This is a genomic window from Bradyrhizobium sp. SMVTL-02 (genome assembly GCF_051853005.1).
GTDB lineage: Bacteria > Pseudomonadota > Alphaproteobacteria > Rhizobiales > Xanthobacteraceae > Bradyrhizobium.
In genome coordinates, this window is sequence record NZ_CP182469.1 from 771,121 (window position 1) to 787,572 (window position 16,452).

The 16,452-nt window shown below is 64.3% G+C and carries 17 protein-coding genes and 1 pseudogene; 7 read left to right on the forward strand and 11 right to left on the reverse strand.

Translation table 11 applies throughout. The annotated features are described in order from the left end of the window. Positions 1-12: 12 nt before the first annotated feature. The 5 genes from ACNJYB_RS03670 to ACNJYB_RS03690 all read right to left on the reverse strand — a co-directional run bounded on the left by ACNJYB_RS03670 (position 13) and on the right by ACNJYB_RS03690 (position 4,018). Positions 13-330: an HPr family phosphocarrier protein gene (locus ACNJYB_RS03670; protein ID WP_439372749.1), complete on the reverse strand. Its 318-nt coding sequence runs from the start codon at positions 328-330 to the stop codon at positions 13-15. Then, the gene (locus ACNJYB_RS03675; RefSeq protein ID WP_007597752.1) at positions 327-728 is read right to left on the reverse strand and encodes a PTS sugar transporter subunit IIA; all 402 of its coding nucleotides are present in this window, start codon (positions 726-728) and stop codon (positions 327-329) included. The genes ACNJYB_RS03670 and ACNJYB_RS03675 overlap by 4 nt, the downstream gene beginning before the upstream one ends. 208 nt (positions 729-936) lie before the next feature. After that, positions 937-1,401: an HPr kinase/phosphorylase gene (locus ACNJYB_RS03680; RefSeq protein WP_439372750.1), complete on the reverse strand. Its 465-nt coding sequence runs from the start codon at positions 1,399-1,401 to the stop codon at positions 937-939. Further along, positions 1,398-3,197: a stimulus-sensing domain-containing protein gene (locus ACNJYB_RS03685; RefSeq protein ID WP_439372751.1), complete on the reverse strand. Its 1,800-nt coding sequence runs from the start codon at positions 3,195-3,197 to the stop codon at positions 1,398-1,400. Before ACNJYB_RS03685 ends, ACNJYB_RS03680 begins: the two co-directional genes overlap by 4 nt. A 119-nt stretch (positions 3,198-3,316) precedes the next feature. Continuing rightward, on the reverse strand, positions 3,317-4,018 hold the full coding sequence (locus ACNJYB_RS03690; RefSeq protein ID WP_008542552.1) for a response regulator transcription factor: 702 nt from the start codon (positions 4,016-4,018) through the stop codon (positions 3,317-3,319). A gap of 242 nt (positions 4,019-4,260) precedes the next feature. On the opposite strand from ACNJYB_RS03690, the gene ACNJYB_RS03695 reads away from it, so the two are divergent. From ACNJYB_RS03695 to ACNJYB_RS03710, 4 genes and pseudogenes are all read left to right on the forward strand, one after another. Beyond that, positions 4,261-5,010, forward strand: a complete 750-nt coding sequence (locus tag ACNJYB_RS03695; protein ID WP_439372752.1) for a HugZ family protein — start codon at positions 4,261-4,263, stop codon at positions 5,008-5,010. A gap of 48 nt (positions 5,011-5,058) precedes the next feature. Next, a pseudogene (locus ACNJYB_RS03700) lies at positions 5,059-5,819 on the forward strand (tetratricopeptide repeat protein); the annotation flags it as partial. Positions 5,820-5,905: 86 nt separating this feature from the next. Next, positions 5,906-6,148: a CHAT domain-containing protein gene (locus tag ACNJYB_RS03705; protein WP_439375792.1), complete on the forward strand. Its 243-nt coding sequence runs from the start codon at positions 5,906-5,908 to the stop codon at positions 6,146-6,148. A 369-nt stretch (positions 6,149-6,517) separates the two neighbouring features. Then, positions 6,518-8,134, forward strand: a complete 1,617-nt coding sequence (locus ACNJYB_RS03710) for a phosphoenolpyruvate carboxykinase (protein ID WP_439372753.1) — start codon at positions 6,518-6,520, stop codon at positions 8,132-8,134. 168 nt (positions 8,135-8,302) lie between these two features. On the opposite strand, the gene ACNJYB_RS03715 is transcribed toward ACNJYB_RS03710, so the two are convergent. Further along, the gene (locus tag ACNJYB_RS03715) at positions 8,303-9,118 is read right to left on the reverse strand and encodes an acyl-CoA thioesterase (RefSeq protein WP_439372754.1); all 816 of its coding nucleotides are present in this window, start codon (positions 9,116-9,118) and stop codon (positions 8,303-8,305) included. Between the two features lie 226 nt (positions 9,119-9,344). Further along, the gene (locus ACNJYB_RS03720) at positions 9,345-11,861 is read right to left on the reverse strand and encodes a glycogen/starch/alpha-glucan phosphorylase (RefSeq protein WP_439372755.1); all 2,517 of its coding nucleotides are present in this window, start codon (positions 11,859-11,861) and stop codon (positions 9,345-9,347) included. Positions 11,862-12,064: 203 nt separating this feature from the next. On the opposite strand from ACNJYB_RS03720, the gene ACNJYB_RS03725 reads away from it, so the two are divergent. After that, positions 12,065-12,298 carry a hypothetical protein gene (locus ACNJYB_RS03725; RefSeq protein ID WP_439372756.1) on the forward strand — a complete coding sequence of 78 codons (234 nt, stop codon included), beginning with the start codon at positions 12,065-12,067 and terminating at the stop codon, positions 12,296-12,298. A gap of 50 nt (positions 12,299-12,348) precedes the next feature. On the opposite strand, the gene ACNJYB_RS03730 is transcribed toward ACNJYB_RS03725, so the two are convergent. Then, positions 12,349-12,504 carry an RNA polymerase sigma factor region1.1 domain-containing protein gene (locus tag ACNJYB_RS03730; RefSeq protein WP_439372757.1) on the reverse strand — a complete coding sequence of 52 codons (156 nt, stop codon included), beginning with the start codon at positions 12,502-12,504 and terminating at the stop codon, positions 12,349-12,351. 178 nt (positions 12,505-12,682) lie between these two features. Here ACNJYB_RS03730 and ACNJYB_RS03735 point away from each other — a divergent pair, with 178 nt between their 5' ends. Next, complete coding sequence (locus tag ACNJYB_RS03735) at positions 12,683-13,114, forward strand: hypothetical protein (protein ID WP_439372758.1); 432 nt, start codon at positions 12,683-12,685, stop codon at positions 13,112-13,114. Between the two features lie 88 nt (positions 13,115-13,202). Here the strand turns inward: ACNJYB_RS03735 and ACNJYB_RS03740 are convergent, their stop codons facing one another. After that, positions 13,203-13,973, reverse strand: a complete 771-nt coding sequence (locus tag ACNJYB_RS03740) for a DUF2865 domain-containing protein (protein ID WP_439372759.1) — start codon at positions 13,971-13,973, stop codon at positions 13,203-13,205. 247 nt (positions 13,974-14,220) lie between these two features. Continuing rightward, positions 14,221-14,784: an orotate phosphoribosyltransferase gene (gene pyrE / locus ACNJYB_RS03745; RefSeq protein WP_439372760.1), complete on the reverse strand. Its 564-nt coding sequence runs from the start codon at positions 14,782-14,784 to the stop codon at positions 14,221-14,223. A 203-nt stretch (positions 14,785-14,987) separates the two neighbouring features. On the opposite strand from pyrE, the gene ACNJYB_RS03750 reads away from it, so the two are divergent. Then, the gene (locus ACNJYB_RS03750) at positions 14,988-15,614 is read left to right on the forward strand and encodes a glutathione S-transferase family protein (protein ID WP_439372761.1); all 627 of its coding nucleotides are present in this window, start codon (positions 14,988-14,990) and stop codon (positions 15,612-15,614) included. Positions 15,615-15,783: 169 nt separating this feature from the next. On the opposite strand, the gene ACNJYB_RS03755 is transcribed toward ACNJYB_RS03750, so the two are convergent. After that, entirely contained in the window at positions 15,784-16,419 is a 636-nt protein-coding gene (locus tag ACNJYB_RS03755) for a LysE family translocator (RefSeq protein WP_439372762.1), read from the reverse strand. Between the last annotated feature and the right edge of the window lie 33 nt (positions 16,420-16,452).

Here is a 16,452-nt window from a genome sequence, read left to right on the forward strand (position 1 = left end):
GGCGAGAGGGCCCTAGACCCCTTCCTCGTTGAACTTGCTCTCAACGAGCTCCGCGATCGCCGCGAGCGCAGCTTCCGCATCATCACCTGCCGCTGCGACGGTGATCGTCGTGCCGGGCCCCGCGGCGAGCATCATCAGGCCCATGATCGAGGTGCCGCCGACGGTCTCGCCGCCGCGCGTCACCCACACTTGCGCGTTGAAGCGCTCGACCGCCTGGACGAATTTCGCCGAGGCGCGCGCATGCAGGCCGCGCTTGTTGATGATCAGGAGCTCCTTGGAGATCGCGCCCGCGGGCACGCCCGTTCCGGCTTGGGGCGCGTCGTCGCTCATTTGCCGGCGAGCACGCGGCTGGCGATGGTGACGTATTTGCGGCCAGCTTCCTGAGCCATCGCGATCGCGTCCGGCAGCGGACGCTCCTCGCGTACCTTGGCGAGCTTGACCAGCATGGGCAGGTTGATGCCCGCGAGCACCTCGACCTTGGGCCGGCTCATGCAGGAGATTGCTAGGTTCGACGGGGTGCCGCCGAACATGTCGGTGAGGATCGCAACGCCGTCGCCGGAATCGACGCGGTTAACCGCCTCGATGATGTCGCTTCGGCAGAGATCGGAATCATCTTCGGCGCCGATCGTGATCGCTTCGATTTGCTTTTGTGGGCCCATGACATGTTCGAGCGCTGCCTTGAATTCGTCGGCAAGGCGCCCGTGGGTCACGAGTACTAGACCAATCATCGGAAAACTCCTCGCGGGCGCTCTTGGTGCACCGCACGAACGCGCCACTTTGACCATCCAGAGCCCCCGCGCAAGAGGGGATGTTGCGTATCTCCCTGAATCTAGACGGATGGATGAGGGGAGCTGCGCCGGTCTACTCGGTCGCGATAGTGGGCTCCATATGGTTACCATTTCCCTTCAAACAATCGCCTGAGGACTTAGCAAAAGGTTAACTTTTGGTAGTGGTCAAGGCCGCGACAACCAAAGAGAGCGGCGAATAGTCGCGGCTGGCCGGGATTCGCGGTATTTCCACACCGAAAATGCTCGTTTTCAGAGCTTCTGCCGCAGGCAGCCGTTCCGCGTCTTCTGCATCCAGATCGACCACGAGGCCGACGGTCGCATGCTCCACGAAGTCGCAGCGGCGGATTCCGAGGCCTCGGATCTCGATCAGGCCGGCCAGCGAAGCAGCGGGGCGCACCTCAATTTCGTTGCCGACTGTCGCCAGATGGACACGGTCATCACCGACCAGAACGGCCGCTTCGAGCACGCCTGAGCGCCCCGCGATGATCAAATCAAAGGCAAGGCGCGATTTGCCGGAGCCCGAGGGACCGCGGATCAGCACTGCGGTCTGTCCGACCTTGACGGCGGAGGCGTGCACGCTGGGGCCGCCCTCATTCAAGCTGCCTTGGCTCATAGCGCCGGCAGCCTCACCACGAAGCGCGCACCGGCAATCGTCGGCACACCGTCCTCGTCCGCAGGGCCTGCGCGATTCTCCGCCCAGATACGTCCGCCATGGGCGTCGACGATCTGCTTGGAGATCGCGAGCCCGAGGCCGGAGTTCTGGCCAAAGCCCTGGTGCGGACGATCGGTGTAGAAGCGCTCGAAGATGCGCTCGAGCGCTTCGTCGCGGATGCCGGGGCCGTCATCGTCGACCACGATCTCGATCTCTGCGCGAATGCGGCGGCAGGTGAGGCGCACCTTGCTGCCGGCTTCAGAGAAGGACTGCGCGTTGGAGAGCAGGTTGGAGACCACCTGTCCCAGTCGCGAGTCGTGGCCGGTCACCGCGAACGTGTCGGTCGGCCCGCGGCCTTCGAAGCGTGCCTCGACCGCGACGTCGTGGCCGGGCTTGGTTTCGTTGGCGACGGAGATCAGCGTACCGAGCAGGCGCCTGAGGTCGACGGCGATCGCATCCTGCCGCTGCAACTCGGCATCGAGGCGGCTGGCGTCGGAGATGTCGGAGATCAGTCGGTCGAGCCGCTTGACGTCGTGCTCGATCACCTCGAGCAGGCGCGCGCGGCTGTTCTCGTTGCGCGCCAGCGGCAGCGTCTCGACCGCGGAGCGCAGCGAGGTCAGCGGGTTCTTCAGTTCATGCGCGACGTCGGCGGCGAACATCTCGATCGCCTCGATGCGGCTGTATAGCGCGTTGGTCATGTCGCGCAACGCGCCCGAGAGATGGCCGATCTCGTCGCGGCGGCGGGTGAAGTCGGGAATCTCGACGCGGGTCTTGATGCGGCGGCGGACGCGCTCGGCGCTGTCGGCCAGCCGGCGCACGGGACCGGCGATCGTGCTGGCGAGCAGCAGCGACAGCATGATCATGACCGCGGCCGCGACGCCGCCGACCTTCAGGATGGCGAGGCGCTCGGCGGTGACCATCTGGTCGATGTCGTCGCCCTGGGTGGACAGCATCAGCGCGCCGTGGATGGCGCGCGAGCGCAGCACCGGCACGGCCACCGAGACGATCACCTCGCCACGCGCATTGACCCGCACCATCGAGCGCTTCTGGCCCCGCAGTGCATCGCCCACTTCCGCATAGCCATTGCCGTTCTCGGGTCCGAGCTCGCGATAGAGCGGCAGGTCGCCGCGGTTCAGCCAGGTGCGCACCGCGACCATGCCGCGCTCGACCACACCGGGCTTCTCGGCGGAAAGCGGCGGCAGCGGGAAGCGCAGCACGTTTTCGAGGTTGCGGCTGTCGAGCAGCAGGCTGCCGTTCGGATCGTAGATGCGGGCGCGCGTCTTGGTCGGCGAGATCAGCGTGCGCAGCACCGGCGCGACGCGCTCCGGATTGATCGGGAAATCCAGCGGCGAATAGTCGTCCGAGGCGCCATAGGTCTCCCCTGGCTTGAGGTCGAGCAGCCGGTCGGGATCGATGGTGATGGCGTTGGTCTGCACGGTCGCGGAGGCCGCAATGGCGCCGGCGATGATCTCGGCCTGCACCAGGAGGCTCTGCGCGCGCGCGTCGATCAGGCCGGCGCGGAATTGCGACAGATAGAGGATGCTGGCCACCAGCGCGACGAGGCCGGCGAGGTTGAGCGAGACGATGCGGCGGGTCAGGCTCGAGAAGGACAGCGCGAAGAAGAACTGGCCGGCGCGCTTGAGCCAGTTCAGCGGCCGCCAACCCTGCGGCTTGTCTTCGACGGCGTGCTCCGGAGCGCCGTCGGATGCGATATCCCCGGCGCTCTGGTTCGTGTCAGGCTGCGTTCGGTCCAGCAATGCTTATGCCCGCGTTAGGACAGCTCGTGGCAATGGTCCCCGCATCCTAGAGCCATCCCCGTCGCGATGGAACGAGGACCGGCGATGCTCTCAGCCCTTCGTGAAGGCGCCTGCCGCCCTCAGGCTTCCTTGAAACGGTAGCCGACGCCGTAAAGCGTCTCGATCATCTCGAACTCGTTGTCGACCACCTTGAACTTCTTGCGCAGCCGCTTGATGTGGCTGTCGATGGTGCGGTCGTCGACATAGACCTGATCGTCATAGGCGGCGTCCATCAGCGCATTGCGGCTCTTCACCACGCCGGGCCGGGTCGCGAGTGCCTGCAGGATCAGGAATTCGGTGACGGTCAGCGTCACCGGCTCGTTCTTCCAGGTGCAGGTATGCCGCTCCGGATCCATGCGCAGCAGGCCACGGTCGAGCGCCTTGGCGTCGTTCTCCTTCGGCGCGACGGTCGGGTCCTTCGGCGCCGAGCGGCGCAGCACGGCCTTGACGCGCTCGACCAGCAGGCGCTGCGAGAACGGTTTGCGGATGAAGTCGTCGGCGCCCATCTTGAGGCCGAACAGCTCGTCGATCTCTTCGTCCTTGGAGGTGAGGAAGATCACCGGCAGGTCGGACTTCTGGCGCAGGCGGCGCAGCGTCTCCATGCCGTCCATCCGCGGCATCTTGATGTCGAGGATGGCGAGATCGGGCTGGGTGGTGCGGAAACCGTCAAGCGCGGAAGCGCCGTCGGTGTAGGTCATGATGCGGTAGCCTTCGGCTTCCAGCGCGATCGAGACGGATGTGAGAATGTTGCGGTCGTCGTCGACCAAAGCGATTGTGGGCATGAGCCTCTGCTTTCTGCTTTCCGTTTGGGTCGTGGCTTGAAAACGGCGAGCAATCAGTGATGCGCCGCATACATGGGTGCCGAAGATGGCGTTCGAAACCTTGTCACCGAGCAATGCAAGCTGGGCTGAAGTGTGACCAAGTTCCACGAAACACGGCAGATTCGCCGCATCTCGACCCATAACCGGATCCCCGTTTAGCCGAAAAAAGACCCTCCTTGCAACCACCTGAGCCGAGAAAGCCCATGCAACCGACCCCGGATTTCGACCCCGCAAAACTCGCCAAATCGCTGCTGAGGCGGTCGCGGCAGGGTGCTCTTGCAACGTTGATGGTGGGCTCCGGCGGTCCCTATTGTTCCCTGGTCAATTTGGCGAGCCATCCGGATGGCTCGCCCATCCTGCTGATCTCGGGGCTCGCCGTGCACACCAGGAACATCTTCGCCGATCCCAGGGTGTCCCTGATGCTGGACGAGCGTGTGGCCTGCGATCCCCTGGAGGGGGCCCGAATCATGCTGTCCGGGCGGGCGGAACCGGCCGGGGACGAGAAGCAATTGCTCCAACGGCGGTATTTGGCTGCCCATCCGTCGGCGGAAGCCTTTGTTTCGTTTAAGGACTTTTCGTTCTACCGGATTCGTCCCACAGGCACCCATCTGGTCGCCGGATTCGGCCGGATCGTCGACCTCAAGCCCGAGCAATTCCTCACCGACCTCAGCGGCGCCGAGGACCTGCTGGCGGCCGAGGAGGGCGCCGTGGAACACATGAATGCCGACCACCGCGAGGCCATGAACCTCTATGCGACCAGGCTGCTCGGCGCGCCCGCCGGCGACTGGCGCTGCACCGGCTGCGACCCCGAGGGTCTCGACATGCAGGACGGCCAGACCGCGCTGCGGCTGGACTTCCCGGAGCGGGTCACCGACGGCACGGCACTACGCAAGATGCTGGTCCGCCTTGCTGGCGACGCGCGCAAGAGGATGGACCAGAGCGAAAGCCTTTGAACGCTGCCGCTCATCGCCGCGACCCAAGACCGTCATGGTTTTCGGGCTCGCAGCGAGAGGGCCGCGCTCAACAATCTCGGCCAGGTGTATGCCGGCCAGGGCCGCGACGATCTGGCCGAGCCCGTCTACAAGCGCGCCATTGTGTTGATGGAGAAGGCGCTCGGCCTCGACACCGCCTCGAGCTGAGTAATCTCGCCGCGCTGTATCAGCGGCAGGGCCGCTTCACCGAAGCCGAACCGCTGTTCAAGCGCGCGGTGGCCGTCAGTGAAAAGAGCCTGTCGCGCGAGCATCCCGATGTCGGCCGCGCCCTCAGCAATCTCGCCATGCTCTACGTGAAGCAGGAGCATTTTGCCGAGGCCGAGCCGCTGTATCGACGGGCGCTCGCGATCTATTAGAAGACCGCGGGTCCCGAGCATCCCGCGGTCGCCACCGTCCTCAACAACATCGGCCAGGTCGACCGTGACCTCAATCGCGATGCGGAAGCCGAGGCGCCGATCAAGCGCTCGCTCGTGATCCGCGAAAAGGTGCTGGGGCCGGATCATCCCGATGTCGCGCGCTCGCTGAACAATCTCGCCGGGCTCTACGAGCACCAGCAGCGCTATGCAGGCGCCTCGCTCGCGATCCGCGAGCGTGCGCTCGGGCCGAACCATCCGGACACTCTGAGTTCGACCGGCAATCTCGCTTATTTCCTCCACGTCTCCGGCCGCACTGCCGATGCCCTGCCGTTGCCGGAACGAACGCTTGCCGGCGATCGCGCGCAATTGCGTACCGTGCTGCCGATCCTGTTCTCCGCGCGGCAGCAGCATCTCGCGCGACCCAGGGCCTCGTTGCCGGCGACGTCAAGGGACCGGGCGAGCCATCGCTTGCGCTCTCCATTCCCGATCAGCCCACCGACATCGACGACGGTCTGTTGACCGCAAGCGAAGTCGCGCAGCTCAAGCTCAATGCGGATTGGGTTGTGCTGTCGGCCTGCAACACCATCGCCGGCGACAAGCCCGGCGCAGCGGCGTTGTCCGGATTGGCGCGCTCGTTCTTCTATGCCGGCGCGCGCGCTGCTGGTCTCGCATTGGGCAGTGGATTCGAAAGCTGCCACCCGCTTGACCACGTCGACTTTCGCCTTGCTGAAAAACGAACCTAAAATCGTCGTGCCACGACACCTCGTCACCGCGTATCGCCTATCCTGCGATGTGGGGCCGTTCGCGCTGATCGGCGAGGGTGAGGTAAGATAGAACGCCCCAACGGATTGTGCGTCGCAATAACCTGCGCCGAAACACAAATTTGGTTGCGCGATCATTTGCGATTTTTTGGTGCGCCTGCTCAGAGCAGACATGCGCGACGTTTGGCGCGGTCCTTGAATAAACCAATTCCTGCTGGATCAGCTTGGCAACGCCAGCGTTCATCAGTATTAGGTCGTCCAGCCGAGGCTGGATGGCCTGCTATTCACGGTGACCGCGATGGTGCCAAACTTGGTCGCGCTGGGTGTCGCGGGTTCTAGGAGGATTTTTTCGTGCAAGAGACGGGCGTGCGCAACGGTGCCTTCGGCGCCGACAAATTCGGTTTAAAGAAGCTCGAGCAGGTTCACTGGAATTTGGGTGCGCCGCAACTCTATCAATACTCGCTCTCCGCGGGCGAGGCGGTGCTGTCCGCTGACGGCGCACTCTGCGCCGACACGGGCGAGTTCACGGGCCGCAGCCCCAAGGACAAGTTCACGGTGCGCGACGCCACCACCGACAAGAAGATGTGGTGGGCCGGTAACCAGTCGATCACCGCGGAGCAGTTCGAGGCGCTGTACCAGGACTTCCTCAAGCACGCCGAAGGCAAGACCCTGTTCGCGCAGGACCTCTACGGGGGCGCCGATCCGGCCTACCGGATCAAGACGCGCGTTTTCACCGAGCTCGCCTGGCACTCGCTGTTCATCCGCACGCTCCTGATCCGTCCCGAGGCGGCCGAGCTGCCGAGCTTCACGCCGGAGCTCACCATCATCGACATGCCGAGCTTCCGCGCCGATCCGAAGCGCCACGGCTGCAAGTCCGAGAACGTCGTCGCGATCGACTTCGCCCGCAAGATCGTGCTGATCGGCGGCTCCTACTATGCCGGCGAGATGAAGAAGTCGGTCTTCACCACGCTGAACTACTATCTGCCCGAGCGCGGCGTGATGCCGATGCACTGCTCGGCCAATGTCGGCGCAGCCGGCGACACCGCGATCTTCTTCGGCCTCTCCGGCACCGGCAAGACCACGCTGTCTGCCGATCCGAATCGCACGCTGATCGGCGACGACGAGCACGGTTGGGGTCCGAACGGCGTCTTCAACTTCGAAGGCGGCTGCTATGCCAAGTGCATCAAGCTGTCGAAGGAAGCCGAGCCCGAGATCTACGCGGCCTCGACCCGCTTCGGCGCGGTGCTCGAGAACTGCGTGCTCGACGAGCATACCCGGGTCGTCGACTTCGATGACGGCTCCAAGACCGAGAACACGCGTTCGGCGTATCCGCTCGAGTTCATCCCCAACGCCTCGCGCACCGGCCGCGCGCCGCAGCCGAAGAACGTGGTGATGCTGGCCGCCGACGCCTTCGGCGTGCTGCCGCCGATCGCCAAGCTCTCGCCGGCGCAGGCGATGTACCACTTCCTGTCCGGCTACACCGCCAAGGTCGCCGGCACCGAGCGCGGGCTCGGCAACGAGCCGCAGCCGGAATTCTCGACCTGCTTCGGCTCGCCCTTCCTGCCGCTCGACCCATCCGTCTACGGCAACATGCTGCGCGACCTCATCGCCCAGCACAATGTCGATTGCTGGCTGGTCAACACCGGCTGGACCGGCGGCAAGTACGGCACAGGTTCCCGTATGCCGATCAAGGTGACCCGCGCGCTGCTCACGGCCGCACTCGACGGCTCGCTTCGCAACGTCGAATTCCGCACCGACAAGTATTTCGGCTTTGCGGTCCCGACCGCGCTGCCGGGCGTGCCGACCGAGATCCTCAACCCGGTCAACACCTGGAAGGACAAGGACGAGTTCGACAAGACCGCCCGCGCACTGGTCGGCATGTTCCAGAAGAACTTCGCCAAGTTCGAAGCCCAGGTCGACGCCGAGGTCCGTGCGGCGGCTCCTGACGTGAAGATGGCGGCGGAGTAAGTTCGCAGCGTTTGAAATACAAAAGGGCGGCCGCAAGGCCGCCCTTTTTGTTTGTTGCACGATCTCTCCACTCGTCATTGCGAGCGCAGCGAAGCAATCCAGACGACCTCTGCGGGGGGATTCTGGATTGCTTCGTCGCTACGCTCCTCGCAATGACGTGGAAGCAGCTCAGGCCTTGAAATACGCGATCTGCGTGGTCGTGGCGAGCAGCCGGCCGTTCGGCGACCACAGCTCGGCGTTCTGGTCGGCGTAGCTCTTGTGCATGACCTTCGAATCCACGGTCGCGAGCACGCGCGTGATGTCCTCGGCTGCGAGCTCTTCGCTGTCGGTGTGGAAGTAGGTGGTCAGCGACACCGTGCCGAACGGCACCAGCTCGCGCCGCGCGTGGAAGATACGGCCAAAGAAGGCATCCGACATAGACATCAGCGACAGCATGTCGAGCTGGCGCGGTGTGCGGTCGCTGATCCAGATCTTCGAGTAGGTGCCGGCGAGCTCGGCCTGCGGCGGGCCGATGCGCATCTCGCCCTCGACGAAACGGAATTCATACTGGTTGGCCCAGGGCGCCGAGATCTTCGGGAACGGCAGCGTCTGTTCGAACGGTTTTGCGTCCGGGGCCTTCGCTACCCTGTGCTCCCAGGACGGCCGGCGCTCGGCGAACACCGCGGTGGCGAGCGTTGCGACCTCGCCGCCGCCTTGCGACAGTTCGACGCTCCAGTGTTGGCTGGAGCGGTTGGCCTTCACCAGGCGCACGTCGAGATCGAACGGGCCTTTCGCGATCGGCGCGCAGTAATTGACGGTGAGCGCCAGCGGATCGCCGGCGCGTTCGGGATGGTCGATCAGCGCGCGCAGGATGGTTGCGGCCGTGGCGCCGCCGAACGGGCCGACAAAGGCCCAGTAATCGTCGCTGGTATGCCCCTGCCAGCTGCTGTCACCCGGGGTGATGCGGGTCGCGTCGTCGAACGGGTGCGGGAGCTTGGCGTGCATTGTTGGTCCTCGATGCCTCCCCAGCCGTCATTGTGAGCGCAGTGAAGCAATCCAGACTGTCTCTGCGAAGGGACTCCGGATTGCGTCGCTGCGCTCGCAATGACGGTGTCTGAGGTCGTGGCGTCTGTCTCACAGGCGCCGGCTGGGAATGATGGTAATCATATCATCATCCCCACCCAGCAAATCAATAACCTCGCAGGTAACGCCGATTTCACGCCGCGGAAAATCAGCCCGCGACGTCGCGCAAATTCGGCAGCAACGGGGTGGTCGGATTGACCGGCACGTTCCAGATCTCCTCGGCATATTCGCGGATGGTGCGGTCGGAGGAGAACCACGCCATGCGCGCGACATTGAGGATGGAAGCGCGCGTCCAGGCCGGCGCGACCTGCCAGCGCGCGTCCACCGCGCGCTGCGCCTCGTAGTAGGAATCGAAATCGGCGCTGACCATGTAATGGTCGAGATAGCGCAGCGCATGGGCGATGGATTCGAAGCGGCCCGGATCGCCGGGCGAGAACTCGCCGGCGGCGATCGCATTGATGGCGCGCTGCAGTTTCGGCGACTTGCGGACCACGTCGGAAGCATCCAGACCCTGCTTGCGGCGGATCATCACGTCGCCGGCTTCCATGCCGAAGATCGCGATGTTTTCGGCCCCGACATGGTCGCGAATCTCGATGTTGGCGCCATCGAGCGTGCCGATGGTGATGGCGCCGTTGAGCGCCAGCTTCATGTTGCCCGTGCCGGAGGCCTCCATGCCGGCGGTCGAGATCTGCTCGGAGAGATCCGCCGCAGGAATGATCACTTCCGCAAGGCTGACATTGTAGTCGGGCAGGAAGGCGACCTTCAGCTTGCCGCCGATCGCGGGATCGTTGTTGACGACTTCCGCGACGTCGTTGATCAGCTTGATGATCAATTTCGCGTAGCGATAGCTCGCCGCCGCCTTGCCGGCGAAGATCTTCACTCGCGGCACCCAATTGCCGTTGGGCTCGTCCTTGATCGACTGGTAGAGCGCGACCGTCTCGATGACGTTGAGGAGCTGGCGCTTGTATTCGTGGATGCGCTTGATCTGCACGTCGAACAGCGCGCTCGGGTCGACCTTGATGCCGAGCCGCTCGCCGATCAGGCGCGCCAGTGCCGCCTTGTTGTGAAGCTTGACGCTGCGGAATTTCTTCTGGAATTCGACGTCGCTGGCGCGGGTCTCGATCAGGCTGAGCTGAGTGGGGTCGTCGAGCACGGCCTCGCCGCAGGTGTCGCGCAAAAGGTCGGTCAGCTTCGGGTTCGCCAGCATCAGCCAGCGGCGGAAGGTGATGCCGTTGGTCTTGTTGGTGATGCGGCCGGGATAGAGATGGTTGAGGTCGTGGAACACGGTCTCGCGCATCAGGTCCGAATGCATCGCCGAGACGCCGTTGATGCGATGCGAGCCGACGAAGGCGAGCTGGCCCATGCGGACGCGGCGGCCGCTCTTCTCGTCGATCAGCGAGACCGAGGCGCGGAAGTCGATGTCGCCGGGCGCGCGCGCTTCGGCGAGCGCCAGATGCTGCACGTTGATGCGGTAGATGATCTCGAGATGGCGCGGCAGCAGGCGCTCGAACAGCTCGACCGGCCAGGTCTCGAGCGCCTCCGGCAGCAGCGTATGGTTGGTGTAGGAGAGCGTCGCGACCGTGATCTTCCAGGCCTCGTCCCAGCGGAAATTGTGGAGGTCGACGAGGATCCGCATCAGCTCGGTGACGGCAAGCGACGGATGCGTGTCGTTGAGCTGCACCGCGACCTTCATCGCGAGGCTGCGCAGCTGGCCGTCGGAGGTGAGGTGACGCTTGACGAGGTCCTGGAGCGACGCCGAAACGAAGAAATATTCCTGACGCAGGCGCAGCTCGCGGCCCGCCGGGCTCTCGTCGTTCGGATAGAGGAATTTGCAGATTGCTTCGGCGCGCGCCTGCTCGGACGAGGCGCTGACATAGTCGCCGGAGTTGAAGACGTCGAGCTTCAAGGGATCGGGCGAGCGCGCCGACCACAGCCGCAGCGCATTGACGTGCTGGCCGCGCCAACCGACGATCGGCGTGTCATAGGCAATCGCCTGCACCGTCTCGCCGGGATGCCAGATCGCGTGGTCGCGGCCCTTGTCGTCGACATGCTCGACGCCGCCGCCGAAATGGACGTGATAGATTACTTCGGGCCGCTGCAATTCCCAGGGATTGCCGAAGCTCAGCCATTCATCGGGATATTCCTGCTGCCAGCCCTGATTGATGATCTGGCGGAACAGACCGTAATCATAGCGGATGCCGTAGCCGATCGCGGGGATCGACAGCGTCGCCATGCTTTCCATGAAGCAGGCGGCAAGCCGCCCCAAGCCGCCATTGCCGAGCGCGGCGTCCGGCTCGCATTTGCGCAGCTCCGGCAGCGACACGCCGAGATCGCCGAGCGCGACCTCGAAGATCTTCAACAGGCCCATGTTGTTCAGCGCATCGGTGAACAGGCGGCCGATCAGGAATTCGAGCGAGAGATAATAGACGCGCTTGCGCCCGGCGTCGTAGCTGCGCTTCTCGGCGCTGAGCCAGCGATGCACGATGCGATCGCGCAGCGCGAGCGCGGCGGCCTGGTACCAGTCGTGCTTCGTTGCCATGCCGGCGTCCTTGCCGATGGCAAGGCGCAGCTTCGCCAGGATCGCGCCCTTGATCTCGGACAGCGCGAGCTCGTCGATGGGCTGGCCGGGGGCCGGAAAATTTGGCTGGAACGATTGATCTTGCAAGGCCGTCACTTCCTGGTCGAAACAACACCACTGAACCTACGCGTTCTGCCCCTGCACCGGAACCATCGCTGGCGCGGCCGTGCACTGCGCTGGCGTAAATTTATGCAAGGAATGGGCCGTTTGGGAACCCGGAGGAGCACGGAAAGACGCGGATTTCCTGCTAGAATGCCCGGCAATTCAGCCATCGGTGTGGAGGAGACGCCATGCGACTGTTGATCGAAATCGCCGCCGCCACCTTCCTCGTCGTCTGCATCACCGCCTCCAGCGCGGCATTCGCCGCCGGCAAGATCGGCCGCAGCGCCGACGGCCTCAGCTGCGGCTTTGCCATCCCGCCAGATGCCTCACCCGCCTCCCGCTGCGCCGCCATCAAGCGCCAATGCGGCGGCAAGTTTTATGCGAATGCGTGCGGGGACAGGCTGGTGTCGGCGGCGAATTGAAGCTGTTAACGCGAAGCGCAGCTGCTTGCGCATCGTCGTTCGGGTGAAACTTATGGTAGGCCACTTTCGACGAGATTTATTCCGGCGTCACTCAACGCCTGCATGACCGCTTCGATGTCTTCAGGGTTGATGGTCGCCGATGGCAACAAATCGTTGACCCGATCGAACGTAATGACGCCCGTTGGGCGACATGGTTCGCGTGCCATTCGGATCCCATCGTGCCGGTTCACGTGAAAAGTCTCTACCCGATGCGAAGAGGCGCGATCGTTACGGTCAGTGATCTGGAACAAATTAAGAACACTTTAGCAAGTCTTTGATATATCATTGTGATTCGGCGCGTTGCCGACACAATATCTAGCGTTTGCCCGACTTCGCGAGGACTACATGTCCACCATTGCCTTCGACCAGTTTGCCCTCACCCGAATCGCCGATTTCGCGCGCTCGCTGTCGCGGCTGCATCAGGCGGCGCGGCGGCAGAGGATCGATGATGACCAGTTCGATCGCGAGTTCAATGCGGTGTGCCAGTCGATCTGGGGCTACACCATCGACGACATCAGCGACGATCTGTTCTCGACCGAGGATCATCTGTTTCTCGACACGCTGGACGAAGCGCATGCACGCATCTTCGCAGCCGAGCAGGGTTATGACCTCATAGGCGAGACGGGCATGCTCACCGACTGGTGGGGCTTCTGCTGGATGATCCTGGCCGAGAAGCGCGGTTTGCTCACGGCAGAAAACCGAGCTGCCGCGCGCGCGGCGATCGAGGAGAAATATCTGGCGGCGCCAAACGTGATCGGGGTGATCATCGGGAGGTGACGCGACAATCTCCGTCATTGCGAGCGAAGCGAAGCAATCCGGAATCTTGCTTCTTGCGCTCGCAATGACCGTTTGGGGAGAGTTGGGACTACTCCAGCCCCGCCCGCTTCGCCGGGTTCTGCGCCGTCGTCTTCGGCACCGTCACCTCGGGCAGCGTCTCGCGCACGATGTCGGCCGGGGCCGGCGCATCGGCCGACACCGTCTCCCCGCGCACCGGCGCCACCTTCATCTCGCCGAGGCGGGCGCGAACCTGCGCGGTGAGGCCGGGATAGGAGGCAACCGGGGTGAAGTCCGCAGCCTGGTCGTTGCCGACGCGGATGCCGGTATAGGCGACGAGGCCGTCGCTGGTCGCAATGACGTCGCCCGCCTTCAGCGAGGAGTCGAGCGCAAGATCGACCGGAGCAAGCCCGGCCGGCTCGCGGCCGTTGCAAGTGCAATCCGAACGCAGCGCCTTGCGATAGGCGAACGCGTTTTCGCTATCGGCGTAGCGCTCGCCGGTCTGGGAATAGGCGCCGTCGATGGAGGAGCCGAAATAGACCTTGGTCGCGCTGGCGGGACAGAATGCCTGACACATCTGCGCGGGCGAGGCGAGGCCGCGCATCAGCGGAAAATATTTGCCGTCACAGCTGCGCACGCAGAAGGCAGGTCCCGAACCGCCGGCCGCGGCCGAGCGTGTCGGCGGCACATATTGCGGGCTCGCATTTTGCTGGCCGGTGAAGGGGTCGTACGAGCTCGACTGCTGCGGCACTTCGCGCTGCGGCCGCTGCATGCCGCCGAACAGGAAGTCGAACAGGCCCTCGGCCGAAACCGGGGCAGGAGCCGCGAGCATCGGAGCTGCAAGCATGGCGGCCACAAGCATCGCGCGACGCCGCCGGCGCGCATGGGACATGATTGTACGCAATGCTTACTCCACCCGACGCTACTGAACCGGCTGGGACCATCAGGTCTCAGCACATGATTCACCATAAAGCGGGATGGTAAATGAGCAGTTGCGCGGAGGCGGTTTCAAGACGAGGCGGTGGCCTCTTTAAGGCCGGGCGCAGCTTCCGACGGATCGTTGCTTCCGGGGTACACCGAGGCATGGCGGCGAAGCAGGTCTCGACGCGTCAAGCTTTCAGGAACTCCGACGCCTTGTACAGCGCGCGGAACGGCAGGCCGGCCGCACCGAAGGTGTCGGTGGCGCCTTCCTCGCGGTCGACCATGGTCAGCACCAGCACCACATCGGCACCGCTCTCGCGCACGGATTCCACTGCCTTCATGGCCGAGCCGCCGGTCGTCGTAACGTCCTCGACGATCACGACACGCTTGCCGGCCAGCGTCTCGCCCTTGGGCAGCCCCTCGATCGCGAGCTTGGCGCCGTGCTCTTTTGGCTTCTTGCGCACGAAGAAGGCGGCGATCGGATGGCCCTTGATCCAGGAGATCTGCGCCAGCGCGCCGGCGAGCGGCACGGCGCCCATCTCGAGCCCGCCGATGAAATCGAGCTGGTCGTCCTTCAGCGCCTCGTAGGTCAGCTCGGCGAGCAGGGTCGCCCCTTCGGGGTCGAGCATGGTCGGCTTCAGGTTGAAGTAGAAATCGCTCTTGCGGCCCGACGCGAGCGTCACCTCGCCACGGCCGAATGAGCGCCGGCGGATGATCTCGAACAGGCGGGCGCGGGAAGCGGATTTCGACACGGCGGTCCCTCGAACGGCGTTTTTGGAGGAGGCGGAATTTATCCGCGACGGCCGCGACATTCCAGTGGGAGCAGGCCCCGCAAAACCACCGTCAACAGGGCATCGCCCGCGGCGACGGGACAGCGACCATGTCCGACCGGTGGTTGAAAGGCTGCAATGTCCTGGGCTAGTGGGATGCCAGCAATGCGGGAAGGACCAGCCACATGACCATCGAGCTCCACACTTGGAATACCCCGAACGGCCGGAAAATCTCGGTCGCGCTGGAGGAAATGGGGCTGCCCTACAAGGTGATCCCGGTGAACATCAGCAAGGGCGAGCAGATGGCGCCGGAGTTCCTCAAGCTCTCGCCGAACAACAAGATTCCCGCGATCGTCGACCCCAAGGGTCCCGACGGCAAGCCTGTCGGCATCTTCGAGTCCGGCGCGATCCTGCTCTATCTCGGTGAAAAGACCGGCAAATTCCTGCCGAAATCGCTTGGCGGACGCATCCCGGTCTATGAATGGCTGATGTGGCAGATGGGCGGCTTCGGCCCGATGCCGGGCCAGGTGCATCATTTCATTGCACTCGAGAACGAGCAGGACCGCGCCTATGGCCTGAAGCGCTACATGGCCGAGACCCGCCGGCTCTACGGCGTACTCGACCGCCGGCTTGAGGGGCGCGACTTCGTTGCCGGCGACCTCTCGGTTGCCGATTTCGCCATTTTGGGCTGGGCCTGGCGCCACCCTCGCCACAAGGTTGAGCTGGCCGACTTCCCCAACGTCAAGCGTTGGTACGAGGCCCTGATGGCCCGGCCGGGAGTGAAGCGCGGCATGGAGGCGAAGCTGGATTGAGGTTTTTTTCTCCCTCTCCCCGCTCTTACGGAACCTTACGAGGAGAGGGGTGGGGTGACGGGGCCTCTCTCCGCGGCTGAGATGGCCGCGAGACCTGTACCTCTCACCCGAATTCGATCTGCGATCGAATTCGACCTCTCCCCGCAAGCGGGGAGAGGTGAGGAGACCTTCACACCCTCTTCGCTTCCACCGCCATCCGCACTGCGAGTCCGGCCAGCACGGTGCCCATCAGCCAGCGCTGCACCAGCATCCAGCTCGGCCGGCTCGAAAGGAACAGCGCGATCGATCCCGCCGCAAGCGCGATCATCGCATTGACGCTGACGCTGATCGCGATCTGGATCGCGCCCAGCACCACCGACTGCGTCAGCACGCTGCCGGCGGCGGGGTCGATGAACTGCGGCAGCAGTGCCAGGTACAGCATCGCGATCTTCGGGTTGAGCAGATTGGTGACGAAGCCCATCGCGAACAATTTACGCGGGCTGTCGATCGCGAGCTTCCTGACCTGGAACGGCGAGCGTCCGCCCGGCTTCACCGCCTGCCAGGCGAGCCACAACAGATATCCGGCGCCGGCAAAGCGCAGCGCGTCATAGGCAAAGGGAATGGCGAGCAGCAGCGCCGTGATGCCGAATGCCGCGCACAGCATGTAGAACACGAAGCCCAGTCCCACGCCGCCGAGCGACACGATGCCCGCGGCCGGCCCCTGCGTGATCGAGCGCGAGATCAAATAGATCATGTTCGGCCCGGGCATGAGCACCAGACCGAGGCAGACGAGGGCGAAGCCGAGCAGGGCGGAGGTGTGAGGCATGAGCGAACCCGTGCGGGAGATGCAGAGGTTCTA